Origin of the sequence: Vibrio pacinii DSM 19139 (assembly GCF_000711795.1) — a bacterium.
Lineage (GTDB): Bacteria > Pseudomonadota > Gammaproteobacteria > Enterobacterales > Vibrionaceae > Vibrio > Vibrio pacinii.
The window spans coordinates 72484-95343 of record NZ_JONH01000002.1; the positions used below are offsets into that span (position 1 = coordinate 72484).

Consider the following 22860-nt stretch of genomic DNA (forward strand, 5'->3'; position numbering starts at 1 on the left):
CAAATTTATTTATCGACCGCTCCAATAACAAATAAAGGTCAAGAAAGCCAAGATTTCAACATTGAAGCATTGGATCTGCGATTTTTAACCCCATATTTTAACGTACTGAAATGATTGCACTTGTGTCGATGATGGCGAATATCGCTGACGATATTTACCGCAGTCTGACTTAAGCAAGGAAATGTGGGGGAACTTTTTGGTTCCTGATAGCCACTAAGTGAAAAAATGAGGAGAACGACAATCATGAATTCACAAGCTCTACAGCAACTGCGTGACTATCTTAATAGCCAGATTATTGGTCAGGGTGAGCTGGTGAATCAATTGCTCGTCGCCCTGTTGGCCGATGGACATATTTTGGTTGAAGGGCCACCAGGGCTTGCCAAAACGCGCGCGGTTAAATCACTGGCCGATTGTATTGAAGGTGACTTTCACCGTATTCAGTTCACACCAGATTTGCTGCCCGCCGATTTAACCGGTACCGATATTTTCCGCCCCGAGAGTGGTGAATTTACCTTTCAAGCGGGCCCGATTTTCAACTCGCTGATCTTAGCCGATGAGATCAACCGCGCACCGGCAAAAGTGCAAGCGGCGATGCTTGAAGCCATGGCTGAAAAACAGATCACCGCTGGGCGTCAAACTTACCCATTGCCCGAGCTGTTTTTGGTGATGGCAACTCAAAACCCGATTGAGCAAGAGGGCACCTACCCGCTCCCAGAAGCGCAATTGGATCGCTTCTTACTTCACCTTGATGTCGATTACCCGGATGCACAAAGCGAACTCGACATTCTGCGCCTTAACCGTGGCGAAGCAAAAGGTCAGCAACACCAAACGCCGCCAGTACTCAGTCAAGAAGCGATCTTTGCGGCAAGGCAGTCTGCGCTCGATATTCATATGGCAGAAAGCATTGAGCAGTATATTATTCGCATCGTTATGGCCACCCGCCAACCGCAGCAATACAGCCCAGAACTAGCGCAATGGTTAGAAATGGGTGTCAGTCCAAGAGCGACCATTGCACTGGATCGCTGTGCACGTGCATACGCATGGCTTGATGGGCGCGACTATGTGAGTCCTCAAGATGTTCAGGCGATGGCCTTTCCTGTGCTACGTCACCGTTTACTGCTTAGCTATCATGCTCAAGCAGAGGGGATTAAGCCAAACCAAGTCATCACCAAACTGCTTTCGTTGGTAGGTAGCGCATAAGATGGGCGAAGTAGCGAGTGCCTTGCCGCCGCACAGTGACGGAGTCAACTTATCCCTTGATGAGTTGATCAATTATAAGCAGCAGTCCGTTCACTGGTTGCCGCCGGGAAAAAGCCTGTGGTCGCAAATGCTAGGGCAACATCATAGCCGTCAATTAGGCCGCGGGATGGACTTTAACGAAGTGCGTCAGTATCAAGCAGGAGACGATGTCCGAGCGATTGACTGGCGTGTCACTGCGCGCACCGGAAAACCGCACACGAAACTGTTTTGTGAAGAGCGCGAAAAACCCATTGTGTTGCTGCTTGATCTCTCACCCAGTATGTATTTTGGCTCAACATTGATGTTTAAGTCAGTGCAAATGGCGCATATGGCAAGCTTAATTACTTGGCTAAGTGTCGCTCAACGGGATCGAATCGGCGCTGTCATCGATACTGGAACCAAGCGGATTGAGCTGAAACCGAGCGCCAGAACTCAAGGCGCGCTGACGCTGATTCAATCCTTGGTCAGCCAGCATAACGAGGGCCTTAACGAGCACAGATCACAACTTCAACCCTTTAGTCACGGTTTACAATCGCTCAATCGACTCTGTCCAAAAGGGAGCGAGATCATTTTATTGAGCGATTTCTCTCGCTTTAACCAACAAGATGAGTCCACACTCAGCCGATTAAATCAGCATAACCAAGTCCGCATGGTTCAAATTACCGACCCACTGGAATTGGGCAATACCGATTTTCGAGGCAACGAGCTCGTGGCCAGTGAGCAAGGAAGCCATTGGCTTGATTTTGCCGCGAAGCAGACTCGACACGGTATCGCTCAAGCCTTTGAACAACAACAAACTTACCTAAAACAGCTGGCACTGAAAATGGGCATCTCGTTTTCAACTCTAAGCAGCGATATACCGCTAATAAAACAATTACACGGATTTTAATTATGAGCACAGAGAGTCAATCTTCATTTCTGCCCCTGAACGCACTTCACCTACCAGAGCCACCTGCGTGGTTACCTTTAGCCTGGGGATGGTGGGCCTTGGTAGCTGGGGTTATTTTTACTGTGCTTATCATCGGCCTATTAGTCCGTTGGAATAAAAAACGCTTGGCACCGAAAAAAGCCGCCTTGCGTCTACTCGCTCGTGGTCAAAAACCGTCTGAGGCGATTGAGTTAGTTCGTCAGGCCGCACTGTGTTACTTCCCCCGCGAAGAGATCGCTCAGTTGACGGGCAAAGAGTGGTATGTCTTTCTTGATCGCCATCTCACCACACCGTGCTTTGTCGACAACTATGACCATTGGCAACACGCCTTATACAGTAAACAGCCAGTCAATAACGCAACTGAATTGGTGCAACATTGTAGTGATTGGGTCGAACAAGCACTACCACCGAAGAAAAGGAGAGTAAAACGTGGCTAATCTTAGCTTCGTTTGGTGGTGGGCTTTTATTATGCTGCCACTGCCGATGATTATTTATCGTGTCACGCCGCCACTTAAAAAGGTGGCGAAAGTTCACCTTGCCTACGTACCGCAAAACGCTCAATTATCACTGCCGCGCCACCTAACGGTCAAAGTGCTGTCTGGTCTATTTTGGTTAGCGTTAGTGATAGCATGCGCCAGACCAGTTTGGTATGGAGAACCCGTTACGACCCAGCCTAAACATCGAGATTTAATGCTGGTACTCGATTTGTCGTACTCAATGAGTCAACAAGATATGCGCCAAGGCGATGACTATATTGATCGTCTGAGCGCAATGAAACACGTCGTAAGTGATTTTGCTCAGCAGCGCCAAGGCGATCGGCTTGGTTTAGTGTTGTTTGCTGACCACGCCTATCTTCAGAGCCCGTTAACCTTAGATCGCGCCGCCATTTCAGAGCAAGTCGACAGCTTAGTGCTGCGCCTTATTGGCGATAAAACGGCCATTGGTGAAGGCATCGGGCTGGCGACCAAAACCTTCATCGACAGCGATGCTCCGCAAAGAGTCATGGTCTTACTCAGTGATGGGAGCAACACCTCTGGCGTGCTTGACCCTATTGAAGCGGCCAAAATAGCCAACAAGTACAACGCCACCATCTACACCATCGGCGTTGGCGCAGGTGAGATGATGGTGAAAGAGTTTTTCATGACGCGTAAAGTCAATACCGCGCAAGATTTGGATGAGAAAAGCTTAATTGAGATCGCGAAGTTGACGGGCGGCCAGTATTTCCGCGCACGAAACGCCGATGAACTGGCCACAATCTACGACACCATTAATAGCCTAGAGCCGATTAGCCAAGCGACCCAAACTTGGCGTCCACAACAAGAGTGGTTTGGCCTAGCTTTGGCTATCGCATTGATTTTATTAACCTCAATCGTGATCCTTAGGAGGAACAGTGTCTAATTTTACTTTTCTCTATCCTGAGTGGTTCGCCGCACTGATCCCGTGGATCGGGTTGATGTTATGGCTAGGTAAAACTCGCCGCAGCAAAAGCCTTATTGCGCCGCACCTTACCCAAGCGATGAACCGCACCACGACTCCTCAATCTTCGACGCTGCGCAGCGTGATTGCGTTAAGTGGGATCATCGCCATCGTAGCGCTTGCCGGGCCAAGTGCTAGCGAGCAATCACGCCCGAGTTTCTCCAACACCAGTGCGCGCGTGATTGTGCTTGATATGTCTATGTCGATGTACGCCAACGACATCAAGCCAAACCGTCTGACTCAAGCACGCTTTAAATTGACCGACATGCTCAACGGTTGGCAAGAAGGCAGCACAGGACTGGTTGCCTATGCTGGAGATGCGTATCGTGTCACGCCCATGACCCATGATAGCCAGACCATCATAAATCTGTTGCCCACCTTATCACCAGAGTTGATGCCCTACCCCGGCGCGGATGCGGCGCGTGGTGTGGCGCTTGCCATCGAGATGATGAAAAATACTGGCCTAGCTGCAGGGGATATTATTCTGATTGCCGATGATCTTGATGATCAAGAACGTGACGACATCGTTAACTTACTTAGCGATTCTTCATGGCGCTTGACCCTACTGGGCATTGGCTCCCGCAGCGGCGCACCAATACCGCTAGGTAATGGCTCATTAATGACCAAAGATAATGGTCAACCTGTGGTAGCCAAATCAAACTTTGATAATATGCGCTCGCTCACCAGCCAAGTTGGCGGTAGCTTTATTCCGGTGCAAGTGACTAATCGTGATGTCGAACAAATCATTGCTCGTACGCAAAATGTCGAACAAGCAGCAAACGCATCAAGCAACCCAAGCTTAACCGAACGCGTTAATCAAGGTTACTGGTTGCTGCCACTGTTGTTAATCGCGGCGCTAGGGCTATTTAGACGTGGGCTGCTGTTCAGCCTAGCATTGTTTACTTTGCCGTTGTTTAACCCAACGCCTGTAATGGCTTCTGCTTGGCTCAATCAAGATCAGCAGGCGTGGCAGTTGTATCAGTCAGGACAACATCAACAAGCGGCTGAGCAGTTTACAGATAAACGTTGGCAAGCCGCCGCGCACTATCAAGCTGGCAATTTCAAAGCCGCGATCGAAGCACTGCAAAACGCCAATGACATCGACAGTCGCTATAATCTCGCCAACGCCTATGCGCAAGATGGCCAATTAGATAAAGCGCAAGCGTTGTATCAAGACATTCTGGCGCAAAAGCCCGATCATCAAGATGCAAAGCACAATCTAGACGTTGTTAAACAGGCACAACAGCAACAGCAACAGCAACAGCAACAGCAACAGCAACAGCAACAGCAACAGCAACAGCAACAGCAACAGCAACAGCAACAGCAACAAAATGACCAGTCTGATGAACAAGGTCAAGAGCAAAATTCATCCTCATCGGGTGATTCAGATGCCGATACGCAGGCGAGTAATAGGTCACAATCTCAAACAGATAATGATCAGCCACAGGCCGACGATGAGCCACATGACCAACAGCAAAGTCAATCACAGTCATCGCAGACTGATCAAGATAATCTGCAGCAAACTTCAGGTCAAAATGAGCAGGAAGCGGCCGCCTCTGAGCAAACTCAAGGCGATAAGGAAGGGGAAGGAGAAAATGAAAATGAGCCAAACGCTGAAACCGCTCAATCTCAATCTCAATCTCAATCTCAATCTCCAACACTAGATCCAGAATTACGTAAGTTACAGCAAGTCGAAGATGCGCGAGACCCAAGCCGTTTGCTGCGCGCCCAACTGCTGCTTCAAGCTAAACAGAAACAACCACCTAACGATACAGGTAAAAAATGGTAAGCATGAAACTGCTCAAACGCTTCGCTGCCAGACTCCTTGCAGCCACACTATTTATCGTGAGCTCCCATACTTGGGCGACCACGGTTGTTGCCACAGTGAGCAAAAATAAGGTCGTCAAAAATGAAGTATTTCAACTGCGCATCGTGGTTGATAAGAAAGTCGCTTCAGACGCCATCGATCTAAGCTCACTCGAACAGAATTTTTATGTCGGCCGGCCGAGTTTTGGTAGCTCAGTCAATATCATCAATGGTGATCGAAATACGCGTAGTGAATGGAATATTAGTCTGGCCGCACAACGCTTAGGCGAGGCGACGATTCCGGCGTTTACTATTGATAATGCCCAATCACAGCCGATCACCATTCAAGTCACGATGGACAGTAACGAGCCTGTATTAAGCGATCTGGTTGAGCTACAAAGCCAACTTGAAAAACGCGAGCTTTACCCAAACGAAAGCACCACATTAACCACGCGCTTGATTGTCAAAACCGACCCTCGCCGACTGCAAAACGCACGCATTGCCCCGCCGAGCGCCGATGGCGTATCACTCACCGCGCTAGGTGAGCCAAATCAATATCAAAGCGTTGTTGATGGTGTTGAAGTGACCGTCGTCGACCAAAACTATCGTGTCACTGCCGATAAAGTGGGTCAATATACGGTTCGTGGCATTGGCTTTACTGGCAACATTATCTATGGCGACGATCGTCGTGGTACGACCAAACTCGTCTCTGCCAATACTCCAGCAGACACCTTTACCCTCACCGTGCTGCCAATACCTGAGCAATATCAAGGCGAGTGGCTACCTGCAGCAAAACTTTCTCTTTCTCAACGTTGGCTCGATTCGGCAGGAAACAACATCAACCCGACCGATACGTATGATACGCGAGTCGGCGAGTCAATCAGTCGAGAAATTACGTTAGATATTAGTGGATTACCCGCTGAACGTTTTCCCGAGCTGGCGGCAGACTACTCCGATGCATTGCGCGTTTATCAGCAAAAGCCTCAGTTCAGTCAGCTTGCCGATGGCACGACACGTATGACGCTTAAACACGTGTTGCTCCCGCAAAAAACCGGTCAAATCGCGATGGACTCACTCACTCTAGATTGGTGGGATAGCGCGAATAAACAGCCGCAAACCGCACAGATAAACGGACTCAAGCTCAATGTCGCCGCAGGAAATGACGCCAACATTGGCGCGCTTCTCCCTGCTATGCCAGCGACGCCACAAACCGAAACCGTGACGGTCTATCAAGCGGGTTTTTGGCCCTACTTAACGGCATTTTTTGCTTTGCTGTGGGTTGCAACGGTACTGCTTTACTTAAAGAAACCGTCTGCACATCGCGCCGTCACTGAGTTAGACCACACTCACGACGCCGATCCATCACTGATCAATGCACTTAATCAACAAGATTTCGTGCGCGCAAACTTGCTACTCAACTCGTGGTTAGAAGCGCATCAACATCTGGATCCGGAACTACTCACCGAGATCAAACAGCACATCGCGACCATGAACCAACATCGCTTTGGCGCTAAGCAGCAGCCGTGGCAAGCCAAACCGCTGATTAAGCTGATCAAACGTGGGGAACGAAGTAAACCGAAGCGTAAAAAAGACGCCACCCTTGCGCCATTATAAAAAACGCTAAGGTCAATATCTTCTGCTGATAAGCTTACGGTAATCACTTGTGAAAAATTGGTTAGCCTTTATACCTGCTTACAATGCGCTCCCAATACATTTCTTTATGTCCTCCCATCAAAAAATCGACCACCGTTTTCACGATGGTCGATTTGCACACAATCGGCTCTTCAACGTTTTACTGATACTCTAAGATTATGTTGACTGTAATTAGCGACAACTTTGCGTATCGAAATCAACTACGATTGCAGCGTTCTCGAACTCCCCTGAAATTTTTATATACCCCCAATAATTGCTTTGATAGTTGAGAGCAATACACTCTCCATTGCCTGCATTATTGGACCAACCGTGTAAGTTTGAACTTTCAGTATTTGGCCAACCATAATTGCTGTATTCAATCTTAAGATCACCCGTCCCATTCGCCGTAGTAATAAACATCGATTGATGTTCATTAACTTCTGCAATGCTTAACCATATTTCTGATTGCGTTGCCAAACACTCTGGTACACCTGGGGTCAATCGCCCTGCGCTGATTTTACTTCTAACTGCACAGTCAGTCGGCAGGTTTATATTGTCTCCTTGCTGGCTAATCTCAATACTAACAACCACACTATCACTAGCTTCATCATCGTCTGTCACCATTAAACTGACCGTATAAGTCCCCGCCTTGCTGAATTGATGGGTTGGGTTGGCCTGCGTACTTGTCGAACCGTCACCGAAGTCCCACAAATAGCTGACAATCTCTCCGTCTTGGTCTTTACTGTCTGCGCTGCTAAATGAAATGGTCTCATTAACTTTTGCCCCGCTCACTGCGGTTATACTTGCGATTGGTTGAAGATTACCTCCTCCATTCACTAACTCTTGCTGCCACTGCTCAAATTCACTTTGATATTGAACCGCCCAACCGTTGATAATCGCTTTGTAATTTGTCCAATTACCACGACGAGTTTCGACGAGCATTAGATTCACATCGTCTTGATGACGTTCAAACATGAATCTCACCGCTAAATAACCCCAACGATAGATTCGATCGACATCAAATCCGTCGTAGGTGGTTTCAAAGATCTCACCAAGTGTATATGTAGAGCCGTCGAGTATGGTTTCTAATGCACGTTGATTATTGTTCTCATTCGCGACATATTCAGCAACACCTTCACTCCACCAGACAACTTTCTCTGTTGGATGACTAAACCCACCATACATGTCAAACCTTCCATCTAAGTAATGGACGTATTCATGCTCTAAGTTCCATACAAAGTGATCAGCATTAGCATACGAGGCTTCGTAAGCAATGAAATTAGGCATATTTCCCTGACTAGATGGAGTACCTTCTAAATACATACCACCGTTATTGGTATTTATATCAAAGATTGGCCCTGCGTATTTTCCGTAATCCGAACTTGAGTCGAAGATATTCACTTGTAGCTGAGTATTATGGTCATCCGCCACGGGTTGGTTACCCGTTTCGAGCACACCATGAAAATAGGTTTCTTCGTATCCCATTTTGTCGCAGGCGGCTTGGTGCTGAGCCGCTGTCATGCCTTGTGATAGAATTCTAACCGTCGGGCTACAGATGTAATTTTGTGATAGTACGAGCTTTTTAAGATCGGTTTCAAAATTACAAATACCATAATCTGAACATTCGCCATAATAACTTGTCGTATCAGCAGCCCCAAGCCAGATACTGTCACCGAATCCATACATTTCATATTGGCCAAATATCTTGGTTAGATTCTCCTTCACCACATTTTGAAAATCAGCACTTGGGTATTTGGATAGACGCCCCAACTCCCTACCAGCGTTTGCTGCCATAAATTCATCATCCGCCCCAATGGTGGATTGATTAAGGGCAAAATCCCCTAGCGCTTTGGCTAATTCAGAGTGATTAGCAATAGTTGCAACAAACTCATTATTCCACTGCCCACCAAACAGCACCGTGAACACACCGTTCACCGCACCCCGCATATACCAGCTTTGCGCATACTCAGAGTTCCAGCGGGTTAACCATTGGGTTATTTCATTAAAGTACGCATGTTGTAGCCCAGCGCTGTCCATGGTAATGATGACTTCATTTAATACAGCGCCATGACGATCATTGTTGTCGTAGAAGTGGCTATTGCTCACGAACGCATCTACCGCTTCTTTCACTGCAGGCTGCACCGAAGTCGTAAAATCAAGATTAGAGTTGTAAAACTCCGCATAGTAGCCAGCACGTAAATATAGGAACAGTGCTTCTAGGTCATCGCTCCCACCCCCTGCGTAGCCCGCCGCCAAAGTCGTCACATGCTTAGCCACATTGAACATATTAGTCGACTCAAACGCCAGTTCCTGCACTTGACTTTCCGCCGAAAACAGCTCGTTTACGCAGTTAGCCCCTTGCGTCGTAATCGCCGCTATCAGAGCGCTACTAGAGGAAGTCGCAAACGCTTCCACATCACATACCACCGCAACGCCTTCTGCTAAGGTTGAGGTTAATGCTCGCATTACGGGTTGAGGCTGTTGAAGTGTTTGTTTAGTTGGGGAATATTCAGGAGTCTGATTTTCCACACCATGCTCAAGTTTGTGATCATGCTGTAACGATCGGTCAAGCACTTGAGGTGTCGGTTGGCTTGCAGCATGTGCATTTGCGCTAATTAAAAAACTAGCCACTGCAATTGATAATTTCTTAAGTTCCATCTTAATTCTTCTATGTCAGATTGTTTCTAGATGCCGATATATTGATATCACGACTTGGCATCACCACCGCTCATCACATTTGTAATAGCTGACTTCACTGTATGGATGGAAAACGCAGTAAGAAACAACTTGTTAACATTTAAATTATCAAGTATCAGAATGTAAGACTTCGGGTATTAATCGTTAGTTCGCACTAAAAGTAGTTTGCTAAGTGATTAAGGCTGAACTAGCGATAAACTATTGGTAAATAGCAAATTGATAAAATTAGCGTGCCACAAAAATGAAAAGTGGTGAATAAGAATACTTGCGCAATTCTTATTCACCACAACACGGGAAGATGTATTTACTCGAACTAACACCAAATCGCTTCAGGGCCCATCAAGTCACAAGTATGAACTACTCGACTATTCCTCTTATCCGCACGTTTCGCCTTCTTAACATCTCCAACGTAAGCAACAGCAATACCGACATCAAGATAAGTAAACTCGCTACAGCCAAAATAGTTGGGCTGATTTGCTCTCTTATCCCAGACCACATTTGCCTTGGCACTGTTCGTTGCTCAGTACCTGTAATAAATAGCGCGACAACGACTTCATCAAATGAGGTACCAAATGCAAACAAACCTCCAGAAATCATGCCTGGACGAATTAAAGGGAAAGTAACATGACGGAAGGTATAAACAGGGTTTGCGCCTAGGCTATACGCTGCGCGCACCAAACTTTGGTCAAAGCCGCTTAATGTCGCAGTAACTGTTATAACAACGAATGGTGTACCCAAAGCCGCGTGAGCGAGAATAATCCCTACGAAGGTTTGCGACAATTCAAGTCGGGTGTAAAAGAAATACATCGCGGCGGCTGAAATAATCACAGGTACTATCATTGGGGAAATGAGCAAAGCCATAATGGCATTCCGCATTGGCAGTTTACTGGACGATAACCCCATCGCCGCCAACGTGCCTAAAAATGTCGCGACTAATGTCGCTGCTAACGCAATTATCGTACTGTTCTTTAAGGCGTTTAACCACTGGCTGTTAGAGAACATATCCTGATACCAACGTACAGAATAGGCATCAGGGTCTAAGCTCAGCATTCCTTCTGTAAAGGTAAAATATGGTGTGGCATTAAAAGATAAAGGTATGATGATTAAAATGGGTGCAATTAAAAAGAAAAATACCAAACTACAAAGTGTCAGGTAAGCGTAATAAGCCATTCGCTCCCCTCTAGTGCAATATGCAGGTAAAGCCATAACTAACCTCCAACCTTGATATTATTGATTCCAACGACTCGATTAAACAGATAAAACAGCCCCAATACCACAGCTAACAACAAACCGCCTAGCGCCGCAGCCATCCCCCAATTCAAAGAGGTTTGCATATGATAAGCAATCATATTTGAAATCATTTGCCCACTTCTTCCTCCAACCAAAGCAGGAGTGATGTAAAAACCTATAGACAAGATAAATGTCAACAACGCGCCAGCACCAATTCCCGGTATTGTGAGGGGCATGTAAACCTTAATAAAAGCAATACTAGGTGTCGCGCCAAGAGAGCAAGCCGCCCGAAAATATGTAGGGCTGATTCCTTTCATTACGCTATAAATAGGTAAAATCATGAATGGCAAAAGGATGTGGACCATGGCGACAATGGTACCGAAAGTATTGTGCATCATTTGAATCCTTTCTGTACTTAGCCCTAGCCACAGAATCAGATCATTAACAACACCTTGGTTTTGTAACAACACAATCCAAGATGTGGTTCTTACAAGAAGTGACGTCCAAAATGGCAGCAACACCACTATCAACAACAAATTGGCTTGTTTGTCTGGCAGGTTAGCCAATAGGTAGGCCACGGGGTAAGCCATCGCTAGGCAAATCACAGTAATAGCCAGCGACATTCCAAAGGTTTTTGAAAACAGATCGACGTACACTTGACGAGTATCGGGCTGCTGGGCAACTTTCCCTTGGTCGTCAAACCTCATATCTAGCGCAGCTAAATAATAGCTCAATGTATAAGAGCCACTTAGGTTCTTAATCGCCGCCCAATACTTAGGCTGTGCCCAGCGTTTATCCAACGTCGATAACTCTACTGGCCGCTGTGTCTTGGTGAGCGCGGTATCATTAATCGCGACGCTATCCAATTTTGCCAGTTTTCGACCTGTTTTCATAAGCAGGCTACGCATTCCCGACACTTCAATGTTAAGTCTACTCGCCAACTTGGGGAGGGTTTTGTCTTGGTACCTTTCTAATAATTCTTGCGCGAGTACTTGCTGAGTAGCTGCATCTGGCAGACCTTGGAAATTCCATTTTTTTATCGCAACGACCGTTTGTGGGAAGCCCTTAGGGACGGCATTGTTATCTACGCTCCGATAAAGCATTTCAATAATAGGAAAGGCGAAGGTTAAACAGATAAACGCGACCAAAGGCAACACCAATAATAGTGCTCGTTTTTGTTTTCGACGTTCCGCTCGAGCCAACTGTGCTTTTAAATCGCCATTTTTTTTGTTGATTTTTTTCTGAAGTGATACCACAGATCCAAGCCAAGTAAGTTCCCTACTCATACTTCCACTCCCTGCTTATTAGTGTCTCGGTCAACAACACTTATTACCGCTTGTGGCTCTGGTGTTAAGAGAAGCGTCGAGTCAAGGGCATGACAATCGCCGCGATGCCAACCGATATTGCACTTCGCGCCCAATTTTAGTGGCTGGATATCTCGACTATCGTTCGGTACTTTGACGATCAAATCACCTATGTCTTTTACCGACACAACTAATCGATGATGATCTCCGTGATAAATCATTTCGCGCACATGACCTATGAACACGTTCTCGCATTGTTCTTGTATTGGTGAAAGGGTGATTTTTTCAGGACGAATCGATAATGTAGTCGCATCCCCTGCAGTACTCACGGCGACAGGTTTAGCGATAACGCTTTGCTGCCCTACCGTTACAGCACAATGTGTCGCATGAGTATCACTGACCAAACCGTGAATTTGATTATTTTCACCGATAAACTGAGCAACAAAAGCATTACTTGGTGATTCGTATAATTCTGTTGGGGTCGCTAGTTGCTGCACCGTACCATTGTTAAACACAGCAATACGGTCAGACATGGTTAAAGCTTCATCTTGATCGTGAGTGACATACAATATTGTGATTCCAAGCTTCTCATGGAGGTGTTTAATTTCCATCTGCATTTGTTCACGTAGCTGCTTGTCAAGTGCTCCTAACGGCTCATCCATCAAAACCAATTTAGGTTCAAACACCAAAGCTCTGGCTAATGCTACTCGTTGTTGTTGCCCTCCCGAAAGCTGTTTAGGATAACGAGACGCCACTTGCGTTAGCTCAACCATATCCAAAGCCGCCATGACTTTTTGCTCAACCTCTTGTTGACTTAATTGACGAACCTTGAGGGGGAAGGCGAGATTCTCGGCTATCGTCATATGTGGAAACAAAGCATAGTTTTGAAATACCATCCCAATATCACGCTTATGCGGCGCCAAATTATTAACGGGGACCCCATCGATGAAAATCTCACCACGAGTTGCCGTCTCAAACCCTGCAAGTATCATTAAACACGTGGTTTTACCTGATCCTGATGGCCCAAGCATTGTAACGAACTCTCCCGGTGCGATGGCTAGATTGAAATCTTTTACTACCAAATTTTCACCATCATAAGTTTTTTGCACGTGTTGAAATTTCACGTATTCCTTGTTGCTTTTGTTCATGTGTCGTCCCTTTTTCGTCACTTAATTAAGCAAGCCGATCCGGATAAATAAACCTAATTGAGATTCCCTTGAGTCAGTCTTCCCACAACAATTAGTCAAAACGGTCGTGTTACCTGTTTAATAATGTGAATTCAATTTTTATGATTGGTATAAAAAAATTAAAGAGGCGCATATTGCCGTCGCCTCTTCAACCGCGCTGTTGCCGAGTTCGAATAACAGCGGACTTAAATAACTTAGCTAAGATGATTCAATTACAGATTGTATTTCGACAAATCCGGTCGAGTTGCAATGGCTTGTTCTACCATTGTAATAACTTGTGAACGCGCTTCACCTTTGAGGTTTTGACGTGGTTCACGTACCTGCTCCGAGCCTCGACCACAAACCTGCTCTGCAAGCTTGATACACTGAACTAATGTCGGAATCGTATCTAACCGTAGCAGCGGTAAGAACCAGCGGTAAATTTCAAGAGCTTCTGCGTATCGACCTTGACTTGCAAGCTTATAAATCGCGACAGATTCTGCGGGAAACGCATTCGTCAGACCCGAGATCCACCCTGTCGCACCTAACATTAAAGATTCCAAAGCAATATCGTCGACACCACTAAACACAGTAAAACGGTCATCAAAGCGGTTGTATAGCTCTGTAATGCGGCGAGTATCTGTGGTCGACTCTTTAACTGCGACGATATTTTCAAATTCCGCCAGTTGGCTCATAATTTCAAGGTTTACATCTACACCGTAAGAAACAGGGTTGTTGTAAATCATGATTGGCATATCTGGAGTAGCATTGGCCAGTGCTCTGTAATAGTCCACGGTTTCAGTGTCGGATGTGCGATACACCATAGGCGGCATCACCATACATCCGTCAATACCTATTTTGTTCGCATCTTGCATGTAATTGACAGCCGCTGAAGTAATGGATTCCGCCGTCCCCGCAATTAAAGGTACCCGCCCAGAAACTACTTCGTGCGCCGCTTTAAGCACTTGACGCTTTTCTTCCGGATAAAGAGCGCAGTTTTCACCGACAGTACCAAGACATATGATTCCGTTAACACCATCATTTATTTGGTTATCAATTACTGTTTGAGTCGCATCTAAATCAATGGTTTGGTCTGAGCGAAACTGTGTGCTCACTGCTGGGTATACACCTTTCCAATCTACTTTCATCGGTAACTTTCCTTTTGTATATTGTATGCAATTTATTTTGCGATAAAAAACTCAGCAATTAACACTGTTCAAGCTGAGGTATTACGGAGTTTATAAAACTCGCTATTTTCAAAGCGCGCTATTGGAAATAATGTGCTTTTAAAAATAGACTTGTATAACAATATTCTTACTGTTGTTGTGAATAATTGAATAAGACATGTTGTACGGCGATTAAATCTGCTAATGCACTACCGACTGACTTATACAAGGTAATAGCATCAGCACACTTTCTTCCGCTATTTCGAGCAGCGCACAAGTCGGGTAACTCGCCTTGAATCTGTTCTTGCTTGAAGACGTTTTCCGCGATTGGGATCAACAGATCGCCTGCTTCTGCTAACACATTAATTTTGCTATCAACATATACCTGAGAGCGCTGAACAAGTTCGCTATCACATTCGCGCTTATCTTTATCGTGATTGCCGATCAAATCGATATGAGTCCCCTCCATAACACTTGCGCTAGAAAAAAGAGCGGAAGTCGCACCAGTCACACAAGAGACAATATCGGCATCAGAAACTGCTTGGTCTATATCCATGGTCACTTCCACCGTATATTGTCGATCAACGGGTAAGTTTTGATATTCCTTGCCAGAGATAATCGCGTCAACACAGCGCTTTGCTTTCTGCACATCTCTTCCCCATACAACGACCTTGGTTAAAGGCCTTACTGCGGCGTACGCCCAAGCGATATAGGGTGCTAAGTTTCCCGTTCCGCAGATCAGTAACTGTTGAGAGTCACGGCGCGATAGATAATCAGCAGCTAACGCGGATGCGGCCGCTGTTCGCCAATAAGTCAGCACCTTTCCATCAAGTAAAGCTAAAGGTTCGCCATTACGGCGGTCAAACGCCAATATCTTAGATGCCAGACTATCTTTTTCCTCAAGATGATTTTCAGGAAAATATGTAAACGCTTTTACCGTAATTAAATGTTCATTCCATGCGGGCAGTAAAGCAAATGCCTCATAGCCCGATTCGGCCAATGGCATCACTCGACGCTGCGGAGTGGTGGCCGGAATCTGGTAACTGGCACGCATAGTATGAATAAGCCCATCCATCGTTAAGCAATCAACAATTTGCTTGGCATCTAAATTCAACATTATCTCTGTCTCTCCTACTGCAAGGTCATTTCGTTTCATCAGTAAGTATCAAATCGCCCCAAAGCAAAAGTTTGATTCTTCTTTGGGGACGTTTAAGATCATGGTTAATTCAACAGCCAAGTATTGAATTCTTCATTAAGTTCATCGGCATAATCCGACCACCAAGCGTCATCAATTAAGAAGGCCGTTTTAAAGTTGTTTGGTGCGGTTGGCAGGCTCGCTAAGATTCTAGGACTAATTTGAGCAGATGAAGATTTACGAGTAGGACCATAAGCAACGTACTTAGCTTGATCTGCTAGCGGTTTTGTTCCTGAAGAGAACTTAATAAAGTCCAACGCTAGTTTCGTGTTAGGACTCCCCTTAGGAATTGCCCAACCATTCATGTAACCCAACTGGTAATCCCAAATGATACGAAACGGTTGGCCCTCCTCAGTGGTCGCACTGTGTATACGACCATTAAACGCTGACGCCATCACTACCTCTTTATCCGCCAACATTTGTGGTGGCTGTGCGCCAGTTGTCCACCAAATGACTTGAGACTTGATGGTGTCGAGTTTCTCAAATGCGCGATGACGACCTTCTGTTGTTTCTAACATGTCGTAAACTTGCTCTGGTTTAACACCATCGGCAATCAGTGCCCACTCTAGATTACCTTGGGGCATTTTTTGCAGCGCACGACGGCCAGGAAATGCCTCCAAGTCAAATAGATCAACAAGTTTGCTTGGCTGCGTTTTTCCTTTAAAGGCATCATCATTTACCGTCAGTACTGTAGAAACCACAATCGTGTTCACTGCACACTCATGGATTGCTCCATCGATGAAATCATCTTTTGCGGGTGTACCATCCGCCCCTGCAGGAAGAATGCTTGGATCTAATGGTTCAAGTAATCCTTCTGCACAACCACGAACAATATCGGGCTTGTCTAGTGATACTAAATCCCATCGCACTTTATTGGCTTCAACCTGTGCTTTAATCTCCGCAAGACCACCACTGAAATCTTCTGAAATCAGTTCAACACCAGATTCCGCAGTAAATGGTTTATGGTAAGCCTCTACCTGGCTTTTCGTAAATGCGCCTCCCCAAGACACAACGGTTAATTTATCTTCAGCGTTGGCAGCTGTTCCAAATAACATTCCTGAAACCAATAATGTTAGTGGCGCGATTGTCATTCTTGACATGGTGTGTAGCTCCTTTTGTTGGTTTTCGAGTGTATCTGAATACTGCTTTAGATACCCTTTTGGTTAACTTTTTATTAACATAATACGACTGTATATTTTATACAATATTATATTTTAAATTTTTTTAGCTAAATCTCATTAAACGATAGGGAGACAAATCTATCTGTGTCTCATCGCCATTAACCATCTTGGTGATCAATTCAGCCGTAATGGCCGCCTGTGTAAGCCCAAGGTGCTGATGACCAAATGCGAACAATATTCTACCCTTTTCAGTTTGATCGATTACTGGCAATGAATCTGGCAGTGACGGGCGATTTCCCATCCACTTCTCACCAAAGTCATCGTCAGAAATAGGCTCACTGAGTAGACCGTTCGCCAGTTCCTTTAGCATACTTGCTCGTTTCATATTTGGAGGCGAATCTATTGCCGCATACTCCACTGTGCCCGCCAGTCTTAAGCCACTTTTCATTGGTGTCATGATGAACTTTCTGTCAGCAGAACTGACTGGGAAAGGCAAAAATTCACGGTTTTTTGTCACCATTAAGTGATAGCCGCGCTCCGCTTGCAACGGCACTTTTATGTTCATTATCCTTTTAATTAATGGTACTGATTGTGCGCCTGTTGCTAACACGGCTTTATCAAAGCCATATTCAGCCTTATCGGTAACAACAACGCTTCTACTTACTTTTTCCTGCACATTTTCAACCTTCTCTTCTCGCCATTTTCCACCACAACTCAAAAACGCAGACTTCAGCTCAAGGCACATTTCATAAGGATCTGAGGTGTGAGATGTATCAGGGAAGAACACACCGAACTTAACTGAATTTGCTAGGTTAGGCATTCGACTTTTCAGTTGCTCTTTGTGCCAAACTTCCCAGCTCACACCATTATTTGTCATTGCATTCAGTGTCGATTGATAACGCTCAAAGAGTTGCTCATTTTCAAACACCAACAAGGAGCCTGTAGAACTAATTAGATGGCTAAGCTCAACATCATCTAATAACTTTTTCCAGCTTCCCATAGCACGGCTATTCAATTTAGTCAGAGCTTGAGTTGCGTGAGTTGTTGGTTTGTATCTAGCCTTTGACAAGAAGCGCAACATCCAATTAGCCGTCTTGTGCAGATCTCTAAATCGTATCGAAACAGGGCTATTCGGTGAGAGTAGCATTTTAGGCAATTGAGGAATTAAGCCAGGGTTAGCCAATGGAAATATTTGTTCCGTAGCAAAGTGGCCAGCATTCCCTCTAGAACATTTTGAACCAGCGCCAGAAGGGTCAAATACGGTCACTTGATAGCCTTCTAATTGCAGTTTCAACGCCGAGCACAATCCAATTATGCCCGCGCCTACTACGGCTACCGAACAGCCCTTTGATGACTTTTCAATCAACATTTGTTTTGCTCCTCATCACACTTCATTAACAAAATTGTATAAAATATACTTTACACTACGTTAACATTCATTCAACCTAGTTCAATCAATTTCTTATGCAAGGAACAAAAAAATGAGACAAGGGACTTTTTTTTGTATTGATGCGCATACCTGCGGAAATCCGGTACGTCTGGTGGCAGGAGGTGTCCCCCCACTAGAAGGCAATACGATGAGTGAAAAGCGTCAATTCTTTCTTGAAAATTACGATTGGATACGCCAAGCACTAATGTTTGAACCTCGTGGGCACGCTATGATGTCTGGTTCTGTGGTGATGGCACCATGTAGTGACAATGCAGATGCCTCAATCCTATTTATTGAAACGAGTGGCTGCTTACCTATGTGTGGTCATGGGACCATAGGGACGGTGACTTCTGCGTTAGAACATAAGTTAATTACCCCGAAAGAAGCTGGCCGCTTAATCTTAGATGTTCCTGCAGGACAGATCGAGGTGCACTACCAAACAAAAGGTGACAAAGTCACTTCCGTTAAGATTTTCAATGTTCCTGCATATTTAGCCCACCGTGATGTAAAAGTCTATGTCGAAGGGTTAGGCGAAATCAGTGTCGACGTCTCTTATGGCGGAAACTATTACGTTATCGTTGATCCACAAGAAAATTATCTCGGTCTTGAGCACTACAGTTCCGATGAAATCCTCATGTTGAGCCCTAAAGTTCGCCGTGCAGTGTCAGATGCTGTCAAATGTGTTCATCCACTCGACCCTACCGTTTGTGGCGTAACTCATGTGCTATGGACCGGCACTCCAACCAAACCCGAAGCCACCGCTAAAAATGCCGTTTTTTATGGAGAGAAAGCCTTGGACAGATCGCCATGTGGTACAGGCACTAGCGCGCGCATGGCTCAGTGGTTCGCCAAAGGAAAACTCAAAACGGGTGAGGATTTTATTCACGAAAGCATTATTGGCAGTTTATTCAAAGGTCGTATCGAGTCAGTGACAGAAATTGAAGGTCGAGAAGCGATACTGCCAAGCATCGAAGGTTGGGCTCAAGTATACGGACACAACACCATATGGGTCGATGATGAAGATCCATATGCATACGGATTCGAATTAAAATAGGATGATACAAATGACCAAAGAAACCTTTAACGCTATTGACCCCGCAACAGAACAGTACCTCAACGGTGAGTTTCCTCAGCAAGGTTCATCTGATGTAGATTTTGCGGCGACCTCAGCCTTGGAGATATCGGAGCAATTTAGGCGCACTTCACCTGCCAAACGTGCATCATTACTCAATACTATCGCTGATTGTTTAGAAGCAGAGCGCGAAAACATTGTGAAACGTGCTCAACTCGAATCTGCATTGCCTGAAGCACGACTTAATGGAGAGTTAAGCCGAACGACAGCACAGCTACGCCTCTTTGCAGAAGTTGCTACGCTTGGCTGGTGGCAAGATGTCATTCTTGATACGCCTATTCCGGATAGGCAGCCACTGGCGAAACCTGATCTCCGTCGCCACAATATTGCTCTAGGGCCAGTTGCTGTATTTGGTGCGTCTAACTTCCCCTTAGCTTTTTCAACCGCTGGCGGAGATACTGCATCTGCCCTCGCTGCGGGTTGTCCCGTTATTGTTAAAGGACACCCAGCTCACCCCGGAACTAGCGATATAGTAGCCTCATGCTTTGCTAATGCACTTGAACTTTGTCAATTGCCCCAGTCCGTATTTACTTTACTACAAGGGACAAGTCATGAATTGGGACAAGCGCTTGTCCAACATCCAATCATCAAGGCCGTTGGTTTCACGGGCTCAATACATGGTGGGCGAGCTTTATTCGACTTAGCACAATCTCGCCCTGAACCTATTCCATTTTATGGAGAATTAGGCGCGGCAAATCCGGTGTTTATCTTACCCAATAAAATGGTCGCCGAAGGTGATTCACTCGCTAAGCAATTTGTACAATCGATGACAATGGGCAGTGGTCAATTTTGTACCAAGCCTGGGGTAGTTTTTGTCATTAAAAGTGAAGCTTGTGATTCATTTCTTTCTACCATACGCACAGAGATTCAAGCACAGGATGGCCATACACTACTTACTAGTGGAATCAAGCAGCAGTACTTGTCTCAAATAGATTTTCGCGGTGCGGATGAGTCCATTCAACTGATCAAATCTTCGCCTGAATTTGGTGTAGAAACATGTTTATTCGAAACCACCAGCCAGGCATGGAGAGACAACCCTCAGTGGCAAGAAGAGATTTTCGGCCCTCAATCTATCGTAGTTTCTTGTGATAACTTCCAAGACATGCTTGAACTTAGCCACCATCTTTCAGGAAGCCTAACCGCTACATTGCAGGCCAATAAGGCAGATTATAACCTAGCAAAACAATTGCTTCCTGTGCTCGAAAATATGGCAGGTCGAATCGTATTTAATGGTTGGCCAACGGGTGTTGAAGTAAGCCATGCTATGGTTCATGGTGGGCCATATCCCGCTTCAACGATGCCAGCTAGCACATCGGTAGGTACCCAAGCGATCAAACGTTGGTTGCGCCCGGTGGCTTACCAATCTCTCCCTGACGAACTGCTCCCTGATACTCTAAAGCAGAGTAATCCACTCAACGTCACCCGCACAATTGACGGCGTTGTTGAAATAAATAATCGCGAGTAGTATTGGCTATTGAATACCGTCATTTTAAATGAATAGAATAAAAAGGTACCAGTTGGTGCCTTTGTTTTGATTAACACCTAAAAACACTCATCAACCAGTGGATCGAAACCTCAATCCATGGCAAAAATGGTATATTGGATAAAATACTCTTGTAAGCTCGGAGACCTGGATGTCACAAAAACCTGTTTTTAAAACTCGAACTCAAGTCGTAGAAGAAGCGATCCGTTCATTAATCCTTAAAGGCGAGTTAAAAACTGGTCAACCCCTTAGACAAGATGCGCTTGCTGCCGAATTCAACGTCAGCCGTATTCCTGTCCGTGAAGCTCTAGTGCAGCTTGAAGCACAAGGCTTGGTCAGTTTTGAGCCGCATAAAGGTGCCACTGTTACGGAGCTATCTCCTGACAAAATCGATGAACTATTTGAATTACGTGCCGTCGTAGAGTGTCATATTTTAGAGCATGCTATTCAAAAAATGACTAGCACTGACCTTGAGAACGCTCGTCAAATTCGTGAACAATTCGATGCTGTATTGAAAAGTGGTGCTGAAATTGAAGAGTGGAGCAATTACAACTATGACTTTCACAGAGCCTTATACGCTCCTGCCAATATGCCTGAAACTATGGATGTCATTTACAACCTAAATACCAAATGCGACCGATATATTCGTTTGCAACTTCTGTTCACTACAGGAATTGAAAAAGCAGAAAAGGAACATCTTGCACTGTTTGAGATGTGCGAAAATCGTGATATCGAGGGTGCAAAATACCTTTTAAAAAAACATATTCTGGAGGCTGGTGCCGCAATTCGCGACTTGTTGTTAGCCAGACAAAACTCCGCAGAATAATTTGATTCAGACCTAAGTTCACCATCAGTTTGCCGATGTATAGATAAGCATAGCCTCCGATACTTAGGTCTCTATTTCACACGGTAAATTGGAGTAAGCATGGATATAGGACCAAAATTTTTACTCGCCGCTATTCGACAAAAATTGAAAGAGCAAGGACTTTGCTACAGTGAACTATCTGAAAAAACAGGTGTACCTCTGTCAACAATCAAGCGTCATTTGCGCAGTCCTTCACTGAGCATCGATAAAATCCTGATGTATGCTAGCTATGCTCGTACGGATCTGGTCGAACTTTCACAACTGGCAAGACAACTACAACACAGCGGTGAAGAGTTTATTTCTGACGAGCAAAATGCACTCTTTGTAGAGTATCCTCATTTACTCGACTTTATCTACATGGTGACCTCGCTGAAACTCACGCCCAAACAGGTTGCTGAAAAATACCAGCTATCTTACGCAAGCCTACGATGCTATCTGAGTATCGCTGAAATTCTTGGCTATATCGAAGCGGACTGTGACGAGATATCTTATCGCTCTGAGCGCCGTTTCATCATGGAGCAGGGCACACCACTTGATTCGCTATTTAGACAACGTTTTCAGCAGGCTTCAATAGCCCATGATACGCCCCCTCAAGTATGTCAAGGTAGAGTTCGACTTACTGAAGCGCAACGTTTGCAGCTAGAAACCGAATTTGATAAAAAGCTCCATGCGTTTCATGTGAGCAACTGCAGTAATGACACTGGTAATTATACAAACGTTTTACTCCGCTACACACCTGGCGAACAAATTCTCTTCTCGGATGATTTACCTGAAATTGACGGAAGCTTACTTAAGCTAGTATCCGACCAATTTCCTCGAAATTGACATGTCCCCTACCTACTCAACCAAAACACAATTGATGCCATTGCTGACAACAAATTTTGCCATTAATTGAATCAGTATAAATTGTCTTTTACCAAATACTTCAAGCTTATTCTAACGCTGCTTTTTCATCATCTGCTGCCTATAAATGCAATCAATAGGGCGTAGC

The 22860-nt window shown here is 45.3% G+C and carries 18 protein-coding genes; 10 read left to right on the forward strand and 8 right to left on the reverse strand.

The genetic code is table 11. The features are described 5' to 3' along the window. Window positions 1-243: 243 nt before the first annotated feature. The 6 genes from BS19_RS02565 to BS19_RS02590 are packed head-to-tail and all read left to right on the forward strand — an operon-like array spanning window position 244 to window position 7063. Window positions 244-1200 carry an AAA family ATPase gene (locus tag BS19_RS02565; RefSeq protein WP_038173150.1) on the forward strand — a complete coding sequence of 319 codons (957 nt, stop codon included), beginning with the start codon at window positions 244-246 and terminating at the stop codon, window positions 1198-1200. A 1-nt stretch (window position 1201) separates the two neighbouring features. Beyond that, a complete protein-coding gene (locus BS19_RS02570; RefSeq protein WP_038173151.1) occupies window positions 1202-2128 on the forward strand; it encodes a DUF58 domain-containing protein in 927 nt (308 codons plus the stop codon). Window positions 2129-2130: 2 nt separating this feature from the next. After that, window positions 2131-2604, forward strand: coding sequence for a DUF4381 domain-containing protein (locus BS19_RS02575; RefSeq protein WP_038173152.1), 474 nt, complete (start codon window positions 2131-2133; stop codon window positions 2602-2604). Further along, the gene (locus tag BS19_RS02580; RefSeq protein WP_038173153.1) at window positions 2597-3565 is read left to right on the forward strand and encodes a vWA domain-containing protein; all 969 of its coding nucleotides are present in this window, start codon (window positions 2597-2599) and stop codon (window positions 3563-3565) included. The genes BS19_RS02575 and BS19_RS02580 overlap by 8 nt, the downstream gene beginning before the upstream one ends. After that, the gene (locus tag BS19_RS02585; RefSeq protein WP_038173154.1) at window positions 3558-5432 is read left to right on the forward strand and encodes a VWA domain-containing protein; all 1875 of its coding nucleotides are present in this window, start codon (window positions 3558-3560) and stop codon (window positions 5430-5432) included. The genes BS19_RS02580 and BS19_RS02585 overlap by 8 nt, the downstream gene beginning before the upstream one ends. Window positions 5433-5434: 2 nt before the next feature. Continuing rightward, on the forward strand, window positions 5435-7063 hold the full coding sequence (locus BS19_RS02590) for a BatD family protein (RefSeq protein WP_038173156.1): 1629 nt from the start codon (window positions 5435-5437) through the stop codon (window positions 7061-7063). A gap of 210 nt (window positions 7064-7273) precedes the next feature. Here the strand turns inward: BS19_RS02590 and BS19_RS02595 are convergent, their stop codons facing one another. The 8 genes from BS19_RS02595 to BS19_RS02630 form a co-directional block, all read right to left on the reverse strand. Continuing rightward, window positions 7274-9739, reverse strand: a complete 2466-nt coding sequence (locus BS19_RS02595) for a collagenase (RefSeq protein ID WP_038173157.1) — start codon at window positions 9737-9739, stop codon at window positions 7274-7276. Window positions 9740-10135: 396 nt separating this feature from the next. Beyond that, window positions 10136-10984 (reverse strand): ABC transporter permease, encoded by an 849-nt coding sequence (locus BS19_RS02600; protein ID WP_038173158.1) that lies wholly within the window; start codon window positions 10982-10984, stop codon window positions 10136-10138. Between the two features lie 2 nt (window positions 10985-10986). Next, complete coding sequence (locus BS19_RS02605) at window positions 10987-12294, reverse strand: ABC transporter permease (RefSeq protein ID WP_038173159.1); 1308 nt, start codon at window positions 12292-12294, stop codon at window positions 10987-10989. Then, a complete protein-coding gene (locus tag BS19_RS02610; protein WP_051686476.1) occupies window positions 12291-13460 on the reverse strand; it encodes an ABC transporter ATP-binding protein in 1170 nt (389 codons plus the stop codon). The genes BS19_RS02605 and BS19_RS02610 overlap by 4 nt, the downstream gene beginning before the upstream one ends. A gap of 251 nt (window positions 13461-13711) precedes the next feature. Further along, window positions 13712-14626 carry a dihydrodipicolinate synthase family protein gene (locus BS19_RS02615; protein ID WP_038173160.1) on the reverse strand — a complete coding sequence of 305 codons (915 nt, stop codon included), beginning with the start codon at window positions 14624-14626 and terminating at the stop codon, window positions 13712-13714. Window positions 14627-14792: 166 nt separating this feature from the next. Further along, window positions 14793-15761 (reverse strand): bifunctional Delta(1)-pyrroline-2-carboxylate/Delta(1)-piperideine-2-carboxylate reductase, encoded by a 969-nt coding sequence (gene lhpI, locus BS19_RS02620; protein ID WP_038173161.1) that lies wholly within the window; start codon window positions 15759-15761, stop codon window positions 14793-14795. Window positions 15762-15865: 104 nt separating this feature from the next. After that, the gene (locus tag BS19_RS02625) at window positions 15866-16939 is read right to left on the reverse strand and encodes a polyamine ABC transporter substrate-binding protein (protein WP_038173163.1); all 1074 of its coding nucleotides are present in this window, start codon (window positions 16937-16939) and stop codon (window positions 15866-15868) included. Window positions 16940-17063: 124 nt separating this feature from the next. Beyond that, window positions 17064-18329 (reverse strand): NAD(P)/FAD-dependent oxidoreductase, encoded by a 1266-nt coding sequence (locus tag BS19_RS02630; protein WP_038173165.1) that lies wholly within the window; start codon window positions 18327-18329, stop codon window positions 17064-17066. 112 nt (window positions 18330-18441) lie between these two features. On the opposite strand from BS19_RS02630, the gene BS19_RS02635 reads away from it, so the two are divergent. The 4 genes from BS19_RS02635 to BS19_RS02650 all read left to right on the forward strand — a co-directional run bounded on the left by BS19_RS02635 (window position 18442) and on the right by BS19_RS02650 (window position 22694). After that, window positions 18442-19443: a 4-hydroxyproline epimerase gene (locus BS19_RS02635; RefSeq protein ID WP_038173166.1), complete on the forward strand. Its 1002-nt coding sequence runs from the start codon at window positions 18442-18444 to the stop codon at window positions 19441-19443. A gap of 1 nt (window position 19444) precedes the next feature. Beyond that, the gene (locus BS19_RS02640; RefSeq protein WP_425425000.1) at window positions 19445-20986 is read left to right on the forward strand and encodes an aldehyde dehydrogenase (NADP(+)); all 1542 of its coding nucleotides are present in this window, start codon (window positions 19445-19447) and stop codon (window positions 20984-20986) included. A 169-nt stretch (window positions 20987-21155) separates the two neighbouring features. Continuing rightward, the gene (locus BS19_RS02645) at window positions 21156-21830 is read left to right on the forward strand and encodes a GntR family transcriptional regulator (protein WP_038173168.1); all 675 of its coding nucleotides are present in this window, start codon (window positions 21156-21158) and stop codon (window positions 21828-21830) included. Window positions 21831-21929: 99 nt separating this feature from the next. After that, window positions 21930-22694, forward strand: coding sequence for a transcriptional regulator (locus BS19_RS02650; RefSeq protein WP_038173169.1), 765 nt, complete (start codon window positions 21930-21932; stop codon window positions 22692-22694). The last annotated feature ends 166 nt before the right edge of the window (window positions 22695-22860 follow it).